14 protein-coding genes are annotated in these 16,377 nt (G+C 64.2%); 11 read left to right on the top strand and 3 right to left on the bottom strand.

Annotation, left to right across the window (positions count from 1 at the left end; genetic code table 11):
* Positions 1–197 precede the first annotated feature (197 nt).
* A complete protein-coding gene (locus IGS60_RS10375) occupies positions 198–1,208 on the top strand; it encodes a substrate-binding domain-containing protein (protein WP_230504166.1) in 1,011 nt (336 codons plus the stop codon).
* Positions 1,209–1,239: 31 nt separating this feature from the next.
* Here IGS60_RS10375 and IGS60_RS10370 read toward each other — a convergent pair whose 3' ends face one another.
* Positions 1,240–4,836: an indolepyruvate ferredoxin oxidoreductase family protein gene (locus tag IGS60_RS10370; RefSeq protein ID WP_230504164.1), complete on the bottom strand. Its 3,597-nt coding sequence runs from the start codon at positions 4,834–4,836 to the stop codon at positions 1,240–1,242.
* 194 nt (positions 4,837–5,030) lie between these two features.
* Complete coding sequence (locus IGS60_RS10365) at positions 5,031–5,972, bottom strand: LysR substrate-binding domain-containing protein (protein WP_230504501.1); 942 nt, start codon at positions 5,970–5,972, stop codon at positions 5,031–5,033.
* Between the two features lie 138 nt (positions 5,973–6,110).
* Here IGS60_RS10365 and IGS60_RS10360 point away from each other — a divergent pair, with 138 nt between their 5' ends.
* Positions 6,111–7,337, top strand: a complete 1,227-nt coding sequence (locus IGS60_RS10360) for an HD-GYP domain-containing protein (protein WP_268994017.1) — start codon at positions 6,111–6,113, stop codon at positions 7,335–7,337.
* 121 nt (positions 7,338–7,458) lie between these two features.
* On the opposite strand, the gene IGS60_RS10355 is transcribed toward IGS60_RS10360, so the two are convergent.
* A complete protein-coding gene (locus IGS60_RS10355; protein ID WP_070219064.1) occupies positions 7,459–8,505 on the bottom strand; it encodes a GGDEF domain-containing protein in 1,047 nt (348 codons plus the stop codon).
* Between the two features lie 481 nt (positions 8,506–8,986).
* On the opposite strand from IGS60_RS10355, the gene IGS60_RS10350 reads away from it, so the two are divergent.
* The 9 genes from IGS60_RS10350 (at position 8,987) to IGS60_RS10310 (ending at position 16,361) form a co-directional block, all read left to right on the top strand.
* Positions 8,987–9,169, top strand: a complete 183-nt coding sequence (locus IGS60_RS10350; protein ID WP_034752975.1) for a Flp family type IVb pilin — start codon at positions 8,987–8,989, stop codon at positions 9,167–9,169.
* Positions 9,170–9,221: 52 nt separating this feature from the next.
* Positions 9,222–9,755, top strand: coding sequence for a prepilin peptidase (locus tag IGS60_RS10345; protein WP_070219065.1), 534 nt, complete (start codon positions 9,222–9,224; stop codon positions 9,753–9,755).
* Positions 9,756–9,848: 93 nt separating this feature from the next.
* Positions 9,849–11,222 carry an ATP-binding protein gene (locus IGS60_RS10340; RefSeq protein WP_230504160.1) on the top strand — a complete coding sequence of 458 codons (1,374 nt, stop codon included), beginning with the start codon at positions 9,849–9,851 and terminating at the stop codon, positions 11,220–11,222.
* Positions 11,219–12,073 carry a Flp pilus assembly protein CpaB gene (gene cpaB, locus IGS60_RS10335; protein WP_070289459.1) on the top strand — a complete coding sequence of 285 codons (855 nt, stop codon included), beginning with the start codon at positions 11,219–11,221 and terminating at the stop codon, positions 12,071–12,073. Before IGS60_RS10340 ends, cpaB begins: the two co-directional genes overlap by 4 nt.
* Positions 12,074–12,093: 20 nt before the next feature.
* Entirely contained in the window at positions 12,094–13,542 is a 1,449-nt protein-coding gene (locus tag IGS60_RS10330; RefSeq protein WP_230504158.1) for a type II and III secretion system protein family protein, read from the top strand.
* A 16-nt stretch (positions 13,543–13,558) separates the two neighbouring features.
* The gene (locus IGS60_RS10325; protein WP_230504157.1) at positions 13,559–13,867 is read left to right on the top strand and encodes a hypothetical protein; all 309 of its coding nucleotides are present in this window, start codon (positions 13,559–13,561) and stop codon (positions 13,865–13,867) included.
* Entirely contained in the window at positions 13,857–15,284 is a 1,428-nt protein-coding gene (locus IGS60_RS10320; RefSeq protein WP_230504156.1) for a pilus assembly protein TadG-related protein, read from the top strand. Before IGS60_RS10325 ends, IGS60_RS10320 begins: the two co-directional genes overlap by 11 nt.
* Positions 15,281–15,763, top strand: a complete 483-nt coding sequence (locus IGS60_RS10315; protein WP_070313047.1) for a TadE/TadG family type IV pilus assembly protein — start codon at positions 15,281–15,283, stop codon at positions 15,761–15,763. Before IGS60_RS10320 ends, IGS60_RS10315 begins: the two co-directional genes overlap by 4 nt.
* Complete coding sequence (locus tag IGS60_RS10310) at positions 15,753–16,361, top strand: TadE/TadG family type IV pilus assembly protein (RefSeq protein WP_070219070.1); 609 nt, start codon at positions 15,753–15,755, stop codon at positions 16,359–16,361. The genes IGS60_RS10315 and IGS60_RS10310 overlap by 11 nt, the downstream gene beginning before the upstream one ends.
* Positions 16,362–16,377: the final 16 nt, after the last annotated feature.

The following is a 16,377-nucleotide window of genomic DNA, read 5'->3' as shown; positions in this document are numbered from 1 at the left end:
TTGTTTGTGTGCCATTCATCATGCCATGCTGCTGACGCGGTAAACACGCTTGTTTTTCAAAAGACAATTTTTAAAAATCCAATAAGTTGTTGTTTTTCTACCATGTTGGCGCACGGTCATGTGCCGCCTGTTTGGCGCTCTGGGCTATAATGGACGGTCAGAGTTGGTTTCTTTTGCCATACAGACAGGTAGTTAACATGAATCTCAAGAGCCTCGCAATTGCCCTCGGCATGTCGAAAACGACAGTCAGCAGGGCGTTGAACGGCTATCCGGAAGTCAATTCCCGCACCCGTGAAATCGTCCTGGCCGCCGCCAAGAAAGTTGGCTACCGGCCCAACCCCCTGGCGCGCAGCCTGGCCGTCGGCCGCACGAATGTGCTCGGCATGATCTATCCGCTGCTGCCCAGCGACCTGGGCGACAGCGTCTTCCTTTCCGTCGTGAATGGCATGTCGGACGCCGTCGAAGCGTCGAAGATGAGCTTGATCATCGCCCCCGTGTCGCCGCAGAACGAACAGCCGTCATATGAAAACATGGTGCGCGGGCGCCAGGTCGATGGCCTCGTGGTGGGCCGCACCAAGGTGGTCGACGAACGCATCGCGTATTTGACGAAAGTCGGCTTTCCCTTTGTCGCGAACGGCCGCACGCGCATCGACGCGCCGTATGCGTATTTTGACTACGACAACGACACGGGCATCGACCTGGCCGTGTCTTTCCTGGCGGCGCATGGCCACCAGCGCATCGCCTTGCTGAGCGCGCCGCTGGACTTGCACTTTGCTTACGAGCGCAAGGAAAGCTTTATCCGCTGCATGGCGCAGGCGGGCCTGCCGGTCGATCCCACCTATCTGCTCAACAATACTTTTGATCGCCGCAGCGGTTATCAGGCCATGCAGCAATTGCTGGCCTGCTCGCCCCGTCCCACGGCCGTCATCGTCGACAACCACCTGTCCGGCGTGGGCGTGGTGCGCGCGCTGATGGATGCGGGCATCGAGATCGGCAAGGAGATCTCCGTCATCGTCTGGGGCAATGTGGAAGATACTTTGATCGGCATCAACGTCACCACCATCGACCAGCCCGACCTGCGCCGCGCCGGCGCCAAGATGGTCGAGATGCTGCAATCTTTGCTGGCCGGCACGCCGCCGGAACGGCTGCAGGAAATCTGGCAACCGGTGCTGTTGCCGGGGGCGACCGTGGGGCGCTGTCCGGAATAAAAAACGCAGAGCCGAGGCTCTGCGTTGTCTTTTATGCCGCGTGCTTGCTTCCATCCGCCAGCACGGCCAGCAACCTCGCCTTGTCCTTGCGGTAAGTATCGACGGCCGCTTCCTTGACGTGGCCGAAGCCGCGGATTTTCTCGGGCAAGGATGCCAGTTCCACACAGGTACCAAGGTTGTCCGCCGTCAGGTTCACCAGCAGTCCGGCCAGCAGTTCGCGGTATTCGACGATCAGCGCGCGTTCCATCTTGCGCTCGGCCGTATAACCGAAGACGTCGAAGGTGCCGCCGCGCAAGCCTTTTGCTTTGGCCAGCAGCTGGAAGGCGCGCCACATCCAGGAACCGAACTCCGCTTTCACCAGATGCCCCTTCGCATCTTTCTTGGCAAACAGCGGCGGCGCCAGGTTGAATTTCACGGAGAAGTTGCCCTCGAACTGCTGCTGCAACTGCTCGACGAAACGGCCATCCGTGTACAAACGCGCCACTTCATACTCGTCCTTGTAGGCCAGCAACTTGAAATAGCTCCTGGCGACGGCCGTCGACAGCTTCTGGCCCAGCCCCAGGGTATTTTCGCGGTCGCGCACCTGTTTCACCAGGGTCAAGTAACCATCCGCATACGCGGCGTTTTGATACGCGGTGAGAAACTCCACGCGCTTTTTGATCACGCTATCGAGGCTTTGCGGCATTTGCACGATGATCGCTTGCGCCGGCGTGGCGATTTGCGTGACACGGCGCACGTCGACGGCGGCGCGGCGGCCCCACAAAAAGCTTTTCTTGTTCGATTCGATCCCCACGCCGTTCAATTCGATGGCGCGCAGCAGGGCCGCCTCCGTCAACGGAATGCGGCCCTTTTGCCAGGCGTAGCCGAGCATGAACAGGTTGGCGGCGATCGAGTCGCCCATCAGCGCGGTGGCCAATTTCGTCGCGTCGATGAAGTCGGCCGCGTCCGCGCCGCCCACGGATTCCTCGATCAGCTGGCGCACTTCCGCCGCTGGATATTGCCAGTCCGCATTTTGCGCAAACGTGCCCGGCGGTTGCTCGTGCAGGTTGACGACGGCCAGGCTGCGGCCAGGACGCATTTTCGACACGGCATCCTGCGCGCCGGCCGTCAGCATGTCGCAGCCCAGGATCAGGTCCGCTTCGCCCGTGGCGATGCGCTGCGCGCGGATGTGCGCCGGGGACTTGGCGATCTTCACGTGCGAGGTGACGGAACCGTTCTTTTGCGACATGCCCGTCATGTCCAGCACGGACGCGCCCTTGCCTTCCAGGTGGGCGGCCATGCCCATTAGCGCGCCCACGGTGATGACGCCCGTGCCGCCGATGCCATTGATCAGGATGTTGTACGGCGCGTCGCAATCGGGTAATACAGGTTCCGGCAGCGGACCGAAGTTGTCCGTCTCGCCCGCTTTACTGGCACCCGTCTTGGTTTTCTTCAGGCTGCCGCCTTCGACGGTGACGAAGCTGGGGCAGAAACCCTTGGCGCACGAGTAATCCTTGTTGCACGAGGATTGGTCGATGGTGCGCTTGCGGCCAAATTCTGTTTCCTTCGGCAAGATCGACACGCAGTTCGACTGCACGCCGCAGTCGCCGCAGCCTTCGCAGACGGCGTCGTTGATGACCATGCGTTTCGGCAAATCGGGATACTCTCCTTTTTTACGGCGACGGCGTTTCTCGGCCGCGCAGGTCTGGTCGTAGATCAGCACGGACACGCCGGGTACTTCGCGCAATTCGCGCTGCACGGCATCCATGTCCTTGCGGTCGTGCAAGGTGAGGTGGGCGGGCAGGTTGCTGCGGTCGCTGTAGCGGCTCAAATCCTCCGTGACCAGCGCGATGCGGGCGATGCCTTCGGCCGCCACCTGCTGCGCCATCATGGGTACGGTGATGAGGCCGTCCACGGGCTGGCCGCCCGTCATGGCGACGGCGTCGTTGTACAGAATCTTGTAGGTGATGTTGACCTTGGCCGCCTGTGCGGCGCGGATGGCCAGGTAGCCGGAATGAAAGTAGGTGCCGTCACCGAGGTTCTGGAACACGTGCGGCAATTCCGAGAACGCGGCCTGGCCGATCCACGGCGCGCCTTCGCCGCCCATGTGCGTGGTCAGCTTGTTCATTTCCGGATAGATCGAGGTCGCCATCACGTGGCAGCCGATGCCGGCCAGCGCCAGGCTGCCGTCCGGCACCTTGGTCGAGGTATTGTGCGGGCAGCCGGAGCAGTAGAACGCGGGGCGGAACGGCGTATTCACGGCCTTTTTCAATACCGCATCCTTGGCGTCGAGGAAGCTGAGTCTCGCCTTGATCAGGTCGCAGGTGACGGGATCGGAAATCAGGCGCGCGATGCGGCTGGCGATGACACGCGCCACTTGCGAGACGGAAAAATCCGCCTTCGAGGTCAGCAGCCATTCGCCGCGCGGCGCCACCCATTCGCCTTTTTCGTCGAACTTGCCGATGACTCTAGGGCGCACGTCGTCGCGCCAGTTGTACAGCTGTTCCTTGAGCTGGTATTCGACGATTTGCCGCTTCTCTTCGACGACGAGAATTTCATCGAGACCTTGCGCAAATTCGCGCACGCTATCCGGTTCCAGCGGCCACGGCATGGCCACCTTGAACAGGCGCATGCCGACATTGGCCGCCATCTGCTCGTCGATGCCCAGCTCTTCCAGCGCTTCGAGCACGTCCAGGTAGGATTTGCCGGAGGCGATGATGCCCAGCTTGGCGTTCGGACTGTCGATGGTCGTATGGTTGAGCTTGTTTTCGCGCGCATAGGCCAGCGCCGCATAGATCTTGTAATCCTGCATCAGCGCTTCCTGGTTGCGCGCCTGCTGGCCCAGCGGGATGCTCGACAGGCGCGCGTTCAGGCCGCCTTCGGGCATGACGAAGTCCTGCGGAATCTTGACTTCCACGCGGAACGGGTCGGCGTCGATGGAGGCCGACGATTCGACCGTGTCGGCCAGGGCCTTGAAGGCCACCGTGCAGCCGGAAAAGCGCGACATGGCCCAGCCGTGGATGCCCAGGTCCAGGTATTCCTGCACATTGCATGGATACAGGACGGGGATCATCGAGGCGGAGAACAGATGGTCGGACTGGTGCGGCAGGGTCGATGAGTATGCGCCATGGTCGTCGCCGGCCACCAGCAGCACGCCGCCCAGTTTGGATGTGCCCGCATGGTTCATGTGCTTGAAGACATCGCCGCAGCGGTCCACGCCCGGACCCTTGCCGTACCACATGGCGAACACGCCGTCGTACTTGGCCGGGCCGATCAGGTCGACCTGCTGCGAACCCCAGACGGCCGTGGCCGCCAAGTCTTCGTTGACGCCGGGCACGAACTGCACGTGGTGCGCTTCCAGCTGCTTTTTCGCTTTCCACAGGTTTTCGTCGAGGCCGCCCAGCGGTGAGCCGCGGTAGCCGGAAATGAAACCGGCCGTGTTCAGGCCGGCAGCCTGGTCGCGCAAGCGCTGCATCATGGGCAGGCGCACGAGGGCCTGGATGCCGGACAGAAAGATGGCGCCGGATGTGGCCGTGTATTTGTCGTCGAGGCTGACGGTGGTCAAACGGGAAGTGTCGGGGGGCGTAGATGGCGCGGCACCGGCGTTTCTAGCGAACGCTGCGGAGCCGTTTTCCGTGGTCACGGACATGGCTGTCTCCAAAAGGGTGTTTCAGATATCGGCTGTACCAGGGACGCGCCCGGTAAGGCGCGCGCTGTGCAGACGGGATGGCCGCGTGTGGGCGGCACATAACTAGTTTAAATTTAAAATAGTTAATGTGGTCAGTGTAGAACGACCGTGAGGAAGGGGCAAATACGCTTTGACGATGGGGGTATAAGAAATACTTATGCCATAGGCGAGAGCACGTTTGCCCCCACCCAGCGTCCGCTGCCGCACAGTTCGGCGGCCACTTGCAGCACGAGGTTTTTCACGGCGTTGCCTGCATTGGTGAGGGGAATGTTTTTCGAGGCGCACAGGGCCACCGTGCGCGACAGCACGGGGCTGTGGATGGCGTAGCTGCGCATGGCGCCGCTGTCCAGTTCGGCCAGCAGGGGCGCGGCGGGCAGGATGGTGGCGCCCATGCCGGCCAGGATGGCCGATTTCAGGATGGCGATCGAGTTGATCTCGATCACGTTCGCCGTCTCCAGTGCCAGTTCGCGCGCGCGGCTGTCGATGCGGGGGCGCACGCCATGCTGCAGGCCCGGCAGGATCAGGGTGGCGCTCAATGCCTGCGCGAATGACAGCGCCGTGCCCGGGGGCGCGAACGGCGAATCGCTGCGGCAGATAAAACGCATTTCTTCCTCCACCAGGGGGCAGCAGGAAAACGGCGTCAGCTGACCATCGTCGAACAGCACGGCCAGATTGATGCGGCCCGATTTGAGCTGTGCATTGAGGTTGCCCGTGATTTCTTCCGTCAGTTGCAGGGTGATCTCGGGATAGCGTTCGCGCGCGGCCAGCAGCAGGGGCAGGGCCAGGGCGCCGGAGATACTGTGCGGCAAGCCCAGGGTGACATTGCCGGACGGCCGCGTGGCGCTTTGCGTAACGGCCGAGCGGGCGTCCGCCACCTGTTTCAGGATCGCCTGCGCATGTTCGTAAAACACCTTGCCCGCATCCGTGCTGAGCACGCCCTGGGCCGAGCGGTGCAGCAGCTGCACGCCCAGTTCCTCTTCCAGCTGGCGCAGCTGCTGCGTCAGGGCCGGCTGCGCCACGTGCAGGATCAGGGCCGCGCGCGACAGCGAGCCGTGGTCGACGATGGCGACAAAGTAGCGTAATTGGCGCAGTTCCATGGGTCCCAATAGCGGTGCGGTGAGCGGAAAAAACAGGGTGTTGCGCCGCAGCGCCGAACGCGGCCAGCAGAATAACAATTTTGTTATACTCATTCTAGCGCCTTCGGTGCTCCAGCCGCGTATTTGTGGGATGACAGCATGCTCAAGAAAGTTGATTCGTCTCAATTAAAAGTGGGCATGTACATTCATGACCTCAGTTGTGACTGGATGACGCATCCGTTCGTGCGCAACCGTTTTCTGTTGCGCAGCGACGATGAAATCCGCAAGATCGTGCAGGCCGGCATCCACGACGTGGTGATCGACAGCGGCAAGGGCCTCGACGTGCAGGATGCGCCCACCGTGGCGCAGGCGCGCGCCGAGACCGAGCGCGAACTGGTGCAGATCGCCGCGGCGCCGCAGGTGGTCACGCGCGTGTCGTTGGGCATGGAACTGGCGCGCGCCGCGCAGGTGCGGCGCCAGGCGGCGAGCCTGGTACGTACGGTGATGGCCGACGTGCGCCTGGGCAAGGCGGTCGAGCTCGACCGCGTGCAGCACACGGTGCAAGATATTACCGAATCGATCCTGCGCAATCCCGCCGCCCTCGTCGGCTTGTTGCGCATCAAGACCAAGGATGACTACACCTTCCTGCATTCCGTCAGCGTGTGCGCGCTGCTGGTGGCGTTTTGCCGCTCGCGCGGCATCGATGCGGCCACCACGCACCAGGCGGGCCTCGGTGGCTTGCTGCACGACACGGGCAAGGCGCTGGTGCCCGATAGCGTGCTGAACAAGCCGGGGCCCCTCACGTCCGAGGAATTTGCCCTGATCAAGCGCCATCCGCGCGATGGCTACGAGATCCTGCTGCAGTCGCCCGACTTGGGCGCCATTCCGCTCGACATCGCCTTGCATCACCACGAGCGGCGCGACGGCAGCGGCTATCCTGACCAGCTGGCCGGCGACGCCATCAGCGAGCTGGCGCAGATGGCCGCCATCGTCGACGTGTACGACGCGCTGACGTCGGACCGCAGCTATCACAAGGGCATTCCCGCCGCCGAAGCCCTGCGCAAGATTTATGAATGGAGCAAATTCCATTTCAACCCCGTGTTTGCGCAGGATTTCATGCGCTGCGTGGGCATCTATCCGGTGGGCACCATGGTGATGCTGGAATCGGGCCGCCTGGCCGTCGTCGTCGAGGCGCACGAAAGCAATCTGCTGGCGCCGAAAGTGAATGTGTTTTTCAGTACGAAGAGCAAGACCTACATCAAGCCCGAGACGGTCGACCTGTCGCGCGGCTTCGGTTTTGGCGGCGCCGACAAGATCGTCGGCCATGAGTCGGCGGCCAAGTGGCAGGTCGATCCCATGCGTTTTATCTCGCTGGCGGATGCATGAACGGTGTGTGTTCTTTGAAAAAGAGCGCCTGAAAAACGTTCAGGGCAAGGCGCTGGCGCGAAGACAGTACGACGAGTACGGCGAGCGCCGGCAACGCCGCGATGGACGTTTTGTCAGGTGATCAGAAAAATTCCGCCGTATCGTTCGAGGCAATGGTGGTAAGCAAGCCCTTGGCGACCAGCTCATCGTAATGGCAAGCCAGGTTGCGGCCATGGCTCTTGGCGTAATACAAGGCCTGGTCGGCGCGGCCGAGGATGATGACGGGCGCCTCGTAGGCGTTGATGCTGACGAAGCCCACGCTGACGGTGACTTTGCCCACTTGCGGGAAGTCGTGCGCCTCGACATTGGTGCGGAAGCGGTCGATGATTTTCTGCGCATTTTCCAGGGTGATCGAGCGCAGCAGCACGACGAATTCCTCGCCGCCGAAGCGGAAGATGCGGTCTTGCGAGCGGAACGACGATTGCAGCTGGTTGGCGATCAGGATCAGCACTTCATCGCCATACAGGTGGCCAAACTTATCGTTGACCAGTTTGAAATGATCGACGTCGATCACGGCCAGCCATTGCCGTTCCGTGTCCGTATGGTGGCGCCGTTCTTCATCGACGGGACGCGGCTTGTCCGCTTCCGGTTCGCCGCGGCTGTGCAGGATTTTCGCCAGCTGGTCGTCGAAGGTCTTGCGGTTCAACAGGCCGGTGAGCGAATCGCGTTCGCTGTAGTCGAGCAGGTTCTGGAAATTGCGGTACACGCTGACGATGCCGCCGATCACCTGGATGGTGGCGCCCGTGTAGGGCGTGGGGTTGGTGATTTCCAGGCAGGTGGTGACCTGGTCGCCGATCCAGATGGGCAGCCACAGCAGGTGGCGGCCGTCGGCGCACAGGGTGTCGGCGCTCGCTTCATGGCGCTTGATGCAGGCGGCCAGGGCCGGGTAGTCGGACAACGGTTCGCCTGGCAGGGTAGGGTCGGTATGCTCTTCCATGCGGGCCACGCTGCCCGCCACGATGATGGCCCGCGACCGCACGAACACCTGGCCACGCACGGTGGTCAGGGCCAGCACACGGGTCTGCGACGCGGCAGCGAGTTCCTGCACTGCCGAGATCACGGAAATGTCGAGCATCGTGTGGTCGCGGTGCCCGGTCATGTCCACCATGTGTTTCAGTAGGGAATCCATTGTCGTTCTCTGGAAAGTAGTCACACAAGTGTCGTCATACCAGCATTGCATCAAGCAAGAGCATGTTCGCGTCCGTCTACAAGAAGCCAAGATTTATTTGGTGGCATGACGCTCTGTACCGCCGGGCGAGAGGCCTTTCCAAAGAAGAGCTAAGCAGGATAATGTCTTTTTGCCTAATAGGCAATTAACGTATGCAATATTTCATGTAAATACATGAGATTCATGCACTACATTGCAAAAAACTTGCCCTGACGAAGGCTTTCAATCCGGATCGCAACATTTGTTTGCGCCAGCCGCCATGTCGACAAGGTTTGATAATTTCCATATGGAAACTTGTGGCGCGTCAATTTGCCAAAACGTGGACGCTTTATAGTCAATGCAATGGCGCAGAAATTTACGGCAGGAAACATATTAGCAGGAAAGGGCAATGTTTCACACCCGATTGCGCCAGGGACTTGTGATTCACTTTTGGGAGCTTGTCATGCATACCTTCCTGTCGGCAGTACAGCAGTTTGTCAAGGATGAGGATGGCATTACGGCAATCGAATACGGCCTGATTGCGGCCTTGATGGCCACCGCCATCACGGCCGGATTCTTGCTGATCAAGACCAACTTGCTGGCCGTCCTCACCGACATTTCGTCGAACCTGGTGTTGACGCCCTAAGCGGGTGCCCGCTGCTGGCCGGCCGGCAGCGGGTTTTTTCGGGAGGTGTGCCATGCCTGCAACTGCCTTGTGCGACCTGCTGTTGCTGTGCTTCGTGACGGGGGCCGCCGTCAGTGATCTGATCCAACGCAAGATTCCGAATTGGCTGGTGCTGGCCGGCATGCTCGCCGCGCTGGCGCTGCATTTGTGGTTGTGGCCGCACCGCGTGCCGCAGCTGGTGCTGGGCGGCATGGCGACGGGCTTCTTCCTGTTCCTGCCTCTGTATGTGCTGCGCGGCATGGCCGCCGGCGACGTCAAGCTGATCGCCATGGTGGGCACCTTTGCCGGTCCCTGGCCCGTGCTGCAGATCTGTTTCGCCACGTTTGTCCTGGGCGGCCTGATGGCCGTGCTGATGATCACGTACCAGGGCAAGTGGCGCGCCTGCCTCGGCAATCTGCGCCAGCTGCTGTGGCCGATGATCGCGCGCATGGCTGGCATTCCCCTGGCGCCGACCGCACTGGGCAGCCATGCCAGCGTGGGCAACATGCCGTACGGACTGGCCATTGCCTTGGGCTGCCTGGTGGTGCAAGGGCAGCATTATTTCTGATTGGCATTCATTGCTCTGAATCAATGGGCGCCAGTGCCCGCTCGCTAGAATGAATTCTGTTCAATGCAGTCTTAACCGGCTAGGAGACGCAGCATGACCGAGGTCGACTATTCCATGAGCACCGACAGCGTTCCGCGCCCCGCCGACGCGAACCTGATGCCGCCCTTGCCGCCGCAGCCGAAGAGCTTGCGTGAAACGGGGCTGGAGCGGCCGCTGGTCGTCGAACTGATTGCCAAGCTGATGTTTGTGGGCGGCAAGACGCATCTGTCCGCGCTGACGACGCGCTTGCGTCTGTCGATCAATGTCTTGCGCGAAGTGCTCGATTTCATGGTGACGGAGCAGATGGCCGAAGTGGCCTGGCGCGGCGAGTCCGACATCGACGTGCAGTACCAGCTGACGGGCGCCGGCAAGCAGCGCGCCAGCGCTTTTCTTGAACGCTGCGCGTATATCGGCGCCGCTCCCGTCACCCTGGAAGCGTACCGCGCCATGGTGGCGCGCCAGTCGTGGCTGGCACAGGAACAGCGTGTCGGCAGCGATGACCTGGCCGCCGTGCTGGGCGGCGCCCATGCGGGGCCGGGCATGCTCGACGTGGTGGGCGCGGCCCTGCATTCGGGGCGCTCGCTGCTGCTGTACGGTCCGCCCGGCAGCGGCAAGTCGACCCTGGCGCTGCAGCTGGGGCAATTGCTGCACGGGCTGGTCGCCGTGCCCTACGCCATCGTCGTCGGCCACGACATCATCCAGTTGTACGATCCGGCCCAGCACCTGCCGCCCGCGCCGCAGCACGTCAGCCATGCGCGCCAGGCGCTGGAGCGGCGCAGCACGGATATCCGCTGGGTGCTGTGCCAGCGTCCCGTGATCCACGTGGGCGCCGAGCTCGACGCCGGCACGCTGGAGCTGCGCCTTGACGCCAGCGGCGGCTGCTACCAGGCGCCGCCCCATGTGCGGGCCAACAATGGCATGCTGATCATCGACGACCTGGGCCGCCAGCGCCTGGGCGCGCAAGAACTGCTGACGCGGCTGATGCAGCCGCTGGCGCGGGGCAGCGATCAGCTGGGCCTGCCCGGCGGCGTGCAGATCAGCGTGCCCTTCGATAACGCCCTCGTGCTGGCCACGAATGTGCCGCCGGGCGAGCTGTTCGATCCTGCCTTGCTGCGCCGCATCGGCTACAAGGTGCAGGTGGGGCCGCTGGCCGAGAACGCCTATCGCGCCCTGTTCCGCCAGCAATGCCGCCTGGCCGGCATGACCATCGACGAGCTGGCCCTGAACCATCTGCTGCAGCTGCATGGCGCGCAGGGACGGCCCCTGCTGGCCAGCTATCCGCAGGAATTGCTGGCGCGCATAGGCGACTTCGCCGGCTTTGCCGGCAGCGAGGCGCGCCTGACGGTGGGCGCCCTGGAGCAGGCCTGGAGCAGCCTGTTTGCCAGTTGCGACATGCCGGCCGCCGGCCTGTGCGAGCGCATCGCATGAAAAACCGGCGCGCCCTGCTGATGATGGGCCTGGCCGTGGTGCTGGGTCTGCTGGCCGTGCTGCTGGCCTCGCACTGGCTGCTGCGTCAGACGCCGGCCGGCAAGGGCAAGATCGTCGTCGCCTCCAGCGATGTCAACCTGGGCCAGCGCCTGACGCCAGAGATGCTGCGCCTGGCCGAATGGCCGGCGGAAAGCTTGCCGCAAGGCGCGCTGCAAGACCCGGCGAAACTGGCGGGACGGGTGCTGAAAACCAGCGTGCTGCGCGGCGAGCCGCTGAGCGAAGCCAAGCTGGCGCCCGTGGGGACGTTGGGCGGCCTGTCGGCCCTGATCACGGAAGGGCGGCGCGCCATCACCGTGCGCGTCAACGACGTGATCGGCGTGGCCGGTTTTGCCTTGCCGGGCAATTATGTCGACATCATCGTCAGTACCCAGCAGGATGCCGGCGACCGCGCGTTTCCGCAAAGCCGCAACATTTCCAAGATCGTGCTCGAACGCATCCTCGTGCTGGCCGTGGCGCAGGAAGTGGGACGCGACGAGACCAAGCCGCGCGTGGTCAATGCCGTGACCCTGGAAGTGACGCCGGAACAGGCGGAAAACCTGGATCTGGCGCGCAGCGTGGGCAGCCTGTCGCTGGTGCTGCGCAACCAAGTCGACCCGCAGCCGGGCGTGACGGCGGGTGCCACCAAGCTGACCCTGCTGGGCGGACCGCATGAAGCCGAGCCTGCTCCCGCCGCCGCGCCCGTGCCGGCCGTGGCGCCGCGTCCCGTGCGCGTGGCCAAGGCGCCGCCGGAGCCCAAGCGCCAGTGCAGCGGCGTCATCGATGGGACGCGCCAGTCGCGCGAATGTTTTTAGCCTTGTTGCCTTGATCAACCATGGACACGCTCATGAACCGCGCCCTGCTGACACTGTGCTGCCTGCTGTTGCCGCTTGCCGGCGCGGCAGCCGATCCTGGCCCCCGCTGCGGCGGCGAAGCGGCGACGCCCGGCAACTTGCAGCTGCAGGTGGGCAAGTCGAGCATGTTGCACTTGCCCGAGGCGGTGCTGGCCCGCAGCGTCGGCAATCCGGCCATGCTGCAAGCCATGCTGGTCGCACCCGACACCTTGTATGTGGTCGGTGTCGACGTGGGCAGCACGAATATGATCATTCAGGGCAGGAGCGGCGTGTGCAGCGTGGTGAACGTCAGTGTCAGCATGGACCCGTCCGGCCTGCAAACGACCCTGGCGGCCCTGATGCCGGAAGAAAAAGCCATCCGCGTGACGGCCGTGGCCGATACCCTGGTGCTGTCGGGCACGGTGCAGGATGCGGGCGCCGTGCTGCGCGCCGTCGAGCTGGCGCATGCGTATGTGCGCCGCGCCACCGCACCGCTGGCGCTGCCCAAGCCAGCCGATGGCGCCGCCTTGCCGCTCGCGGCCGCTGCACCCGGCGGCGCGGGCAGCGCGAACAGCCGCGTCATCAATATGCTCGACGTCAGCGCGCCGCAGCAGGTGATGCTGGCCGTGCAGATCGCCGAAGTGTCGAAGTCGCTGCTGGAGCGGCTGGAAGTGGGCGCCACCCTGCGCTTCGCCTCCGGCAGCTGGGCCACCACCTTGCTGTCGAATTTCTTGAGCGGCACGGCCAACGGCTTGCTCGACGTGCGCAAGTCGAATGGCCAGCAGCTGACCATCGAGGCGCAGAAACAGGATGGCCTGGTGCGCATCCTGGCCGAACCGACGGTGATGGCGATCAGCGGACAGGAGGGCAGTTTTCTGGCCGGCGGCAAAATATTCATTCCCGTCGGCCAGGACAACAACAAGATCACGCTGGAAGAGCGCGAGTATGGCGTCGGCCTGCGATTTACCCCCACCGTGCTGTCGGGCGGGCGCATCAATTTGAAGGTGGCGCCGGAAGTGTCGGAACTGTCGCGCGAAGGGGTGGGCATTTCCGCCGCCGGCGTCAGCGGACGTTCTATTTTGCCCGTCATCACCACGCGGCGCGCTTCGACCACGGTGCAGCTGTATGACGGCCAGAGCTACGCCATCGGCGGCTTGATCAAGAACAACCAGGTGAGCAACATCGCGGGCGTGCCGTGGCTGAGCGAACTGCCCATCCTCGGCGCGCTGTTTCGCAGCACGGACTTCCAGCATGACCGCACGGAATTGTTATTCGTCATTACCGCGCACCTGGTGAAACCCTTGCCGGCCGATGTCGTGCTGCCGACGGCGCAGCTGGCGTCGCCTTCGCGCACGGAATTGATGTTGCGCGGCAAGATGGAAGCCACCGTGCCGCCAGCGCCGCCGTCCGTGCCGCCGCCGCGCGCGGCCAACGGCTTCGAGTTGAAATGAGACGGGGAGACACGCCATGCCGAATTCGCTCCTGATAGGGCTGCGGCGCCTGGGCGCGCTGACCCTGGCGCTGCAGCTGGCAGCCTGTGCGCACAGCAGTAGTAGCACGCCGCAGCTGGACCCGCGCTTCGGCGACGCCGTGCGTCTGGCCATGGCGCAGCAGGTGCGCGATCCGGCCAGCGCGGACAATCGCCAGCCTGCCGACGGGCTTGACGGCCCCAGCGCGCACGCCGTCATGCAGCGCTACCGCGCCTCGTTCGCCGAACCGAACGGCCAGGCGCCGCAGCCGGTGCAGTTCATGCTGGGAGGCGCCAATGGCAAATAGACGCCGGCGCGAGCGCGGGGCGATGCTGATCGCCTTTTCCATCCTGCTTATCCTGGTGCTGGGCTTTATCGGCCTGGCGCTCGACGTGGGACAGGTCATCGGCCGCAAGACGGAATTGCAGAACCTGGCCGACAACGCGGCGCTGGCGGCGGCCGCCGAACTGGTGGGCACGCCCGAAGGCTTGCTCGCTGCCGTGGACAAGGCCAAGCAGAGTGCGGCCGACAAGAGCGCGTGGCGGCGCCGCATGCAGGGCGCGATCCTGTCGGACGCCAGCATCCGCTTCGCCAGCGCGCCCGGCGCGCCCGCCAGCGAATGGCATGCGGCGGGCGCCGTGCCCGACGCCGCCACGGCGCTGTTCGTGCGCGTCGATACGCAGGCCAATGCACCGTCGCTGGGGCGGGTGGCGACGGCGTTCCTGGGCGCCTTGTCGCCGGCGCTGCGCACCTTGGACACGGGGGGGCGCGCCGTGGCAGGACGTACCAGCCTGAACCTGACGCCGCTGGCCGTGTGCGCGCTGTCGGCCAGCGCGGCCAGCCCGCGCACGAATGCGGCGCTGCTGCCGGCCGTCGAGCTGCTGGAATATGGTTTTCGCCGCGGCGTGGCGTATAACCTGTTGAAACTCAATCCGCACGGTCCGGCGGCCGAACATTTCGTGCTCAATCCCCTGGGCCAGCCGGGCGTGGTGGGCTCGTCGCTGCAGGTCGGCGAGTCCAGCGTGCTGCCGTTTGTGTGCAGCGGCACGGTGCTGTACCCGCGCATCGGCAGCGCGCAAGTGCATGTGCACCGGCCGTTTCCCGCCGCCTTGTGGCCGGCCTTCAACGCGCGCTTCAACCTGCATGCGGGCAGCGGCTGTCATCCCGTCACGGCGCCGCCCGACACGAATATCCGCGCCTATCCGAATACGGCCACGAACTGGTGGATGACGAACACGCCCGACGCGCCGAGCGCCCTGAGCACCGGCAATCCGCTGCTGTCCGTGGCCGATCCGGAATCGAACGCGACGCCGCCTGCCGTTGGCAGTTACGGCCCGCTGTGGTCGTTTGGCAAGGCGGTCAAGTACAGCAGTGTGAAGCCGGCCGGCGGCTACGTGCCGTTCGCCACCAGTGACTGGGCCAAGCTGTATCCGGCTAGCCCTGCCGCGCCGGCCGCCAAGCCCGGCTACCCTGCCACGCCGCCATACCAGACGCTGGCTTACCAGACGGCGCCGACCGGCAATACGGGCGTGGCGCAGCGGCGCCTGCTGCATATTGCCCTGCTGGCCTGCCCGGTGCCGGCCGGCAGCGATGTGCTGGCGCAGGTGCGGGGCATCGGCCGCTTCTTCATGACGGCGCCGGCCAGCAATGGCGTGTTGAGCGCCGAATTTGACGGCCTCGTGGCCGAGGGCGCGCTGGCGGGTCCTGCGGAGCTGCTGCAATGAGGCCGCCCTGCCGCGCGCGACGCCGCCAGGAGGGTGTCGCCGCCATCGAGCTGGCGCTGATCCTGCTGTTTTTCATGGCGCTGCTGCCTTTCGTGCTGCTGTTCGGCCGCGCGCTGCTGGTGTACACGGCCCTGCAAAAAAGTACGCACGATGCGGCGCGCTACCTGGCCACCATGCCGCTGTCGCAGATGGCCAGGGGCGACACGGCGAACCAGGGTGCCGTGTTTGCCCGGCAGATGGTGGTCGATGCCATGGCGGAAAGCTGGCCGGCCATGCAGCCATACCTGATCAGCGTGGAATGCGTGTATGCCGACGATTCCTACAGCTGCGGCACTTATGCGGCGGCGCCGCTGCAGGTGCGCATCAAGTTGTCCGTCGACATGCCTGTGGATTTCCTGCCCGAACTGACCCGCAAGTGGCTGCCACAGCTGGCGCCGATCCCGCTGCGCGCCAATGCGACAGTACGCTATGTTAATTAACCTGCGCCCCCGCCGGCAGCGCCAGGGCGGCGTCTTCGCCGTCGAGTTCGCCATGCTGGCGCTGCTGTTTTTTCTCTTCCTGTTCGCAATGCTGGAAGTGGCGCGCGCCGTGTATCTATGGAATATGGTGCACGAGATTACCCGGCGTGCCGCGCGCGGCGCCGCCGTTACCGATTTCAGCAATGCAAGTGCGCTGCAGGCCGTGCGCGCGCAAGCGGTGCTGCGCGCCGCGCCTGGCGTGCTGCCGCTGGGCGGCGGCATCAGCGACGCGTATGTGCGCATCGATTACCTGTCGCAGTCCAGCGGCGGCGCCGCGCTGGCGGCATTGCCGGTGACGGTGATGCCCGGTTGTCCGCAGCGTAACCGCATCAATTGCCTGGACGATCCGCATGGCGCCAGCTGCATCCGTTTCGTGCGCGCGCGCCTGTGCGTGCCCGGCGATGGCGGACGCTGCGAGAGCGTGCCGTACCGGCCCATCCTGCCGCTGCTGGCAGTGATGTTTCCTTCCGGCGCAGGCGCCGTGCGCCTGCCCAACGGCGCCACCATGGCCGTGGCCGAGTCGCTGGGTTATCCGGACAATCCCGGTTTTTGTCCTTGAGCGCCACTTGGCGGCG

This window comes from Janthinobacterium sp. FW305-128 (assembly GCF_020858135.1).
In the GTDB taxonomy this organism is placed as follows: Bacteria; Pseudomonadota; Gammaproteobacteria; order Burkholderiales; family Burkholderiaceae_D; genus Janthinobacterium.
This window is presented reverse-complemented; position numbering and strand designations above follow the sequence as displayed.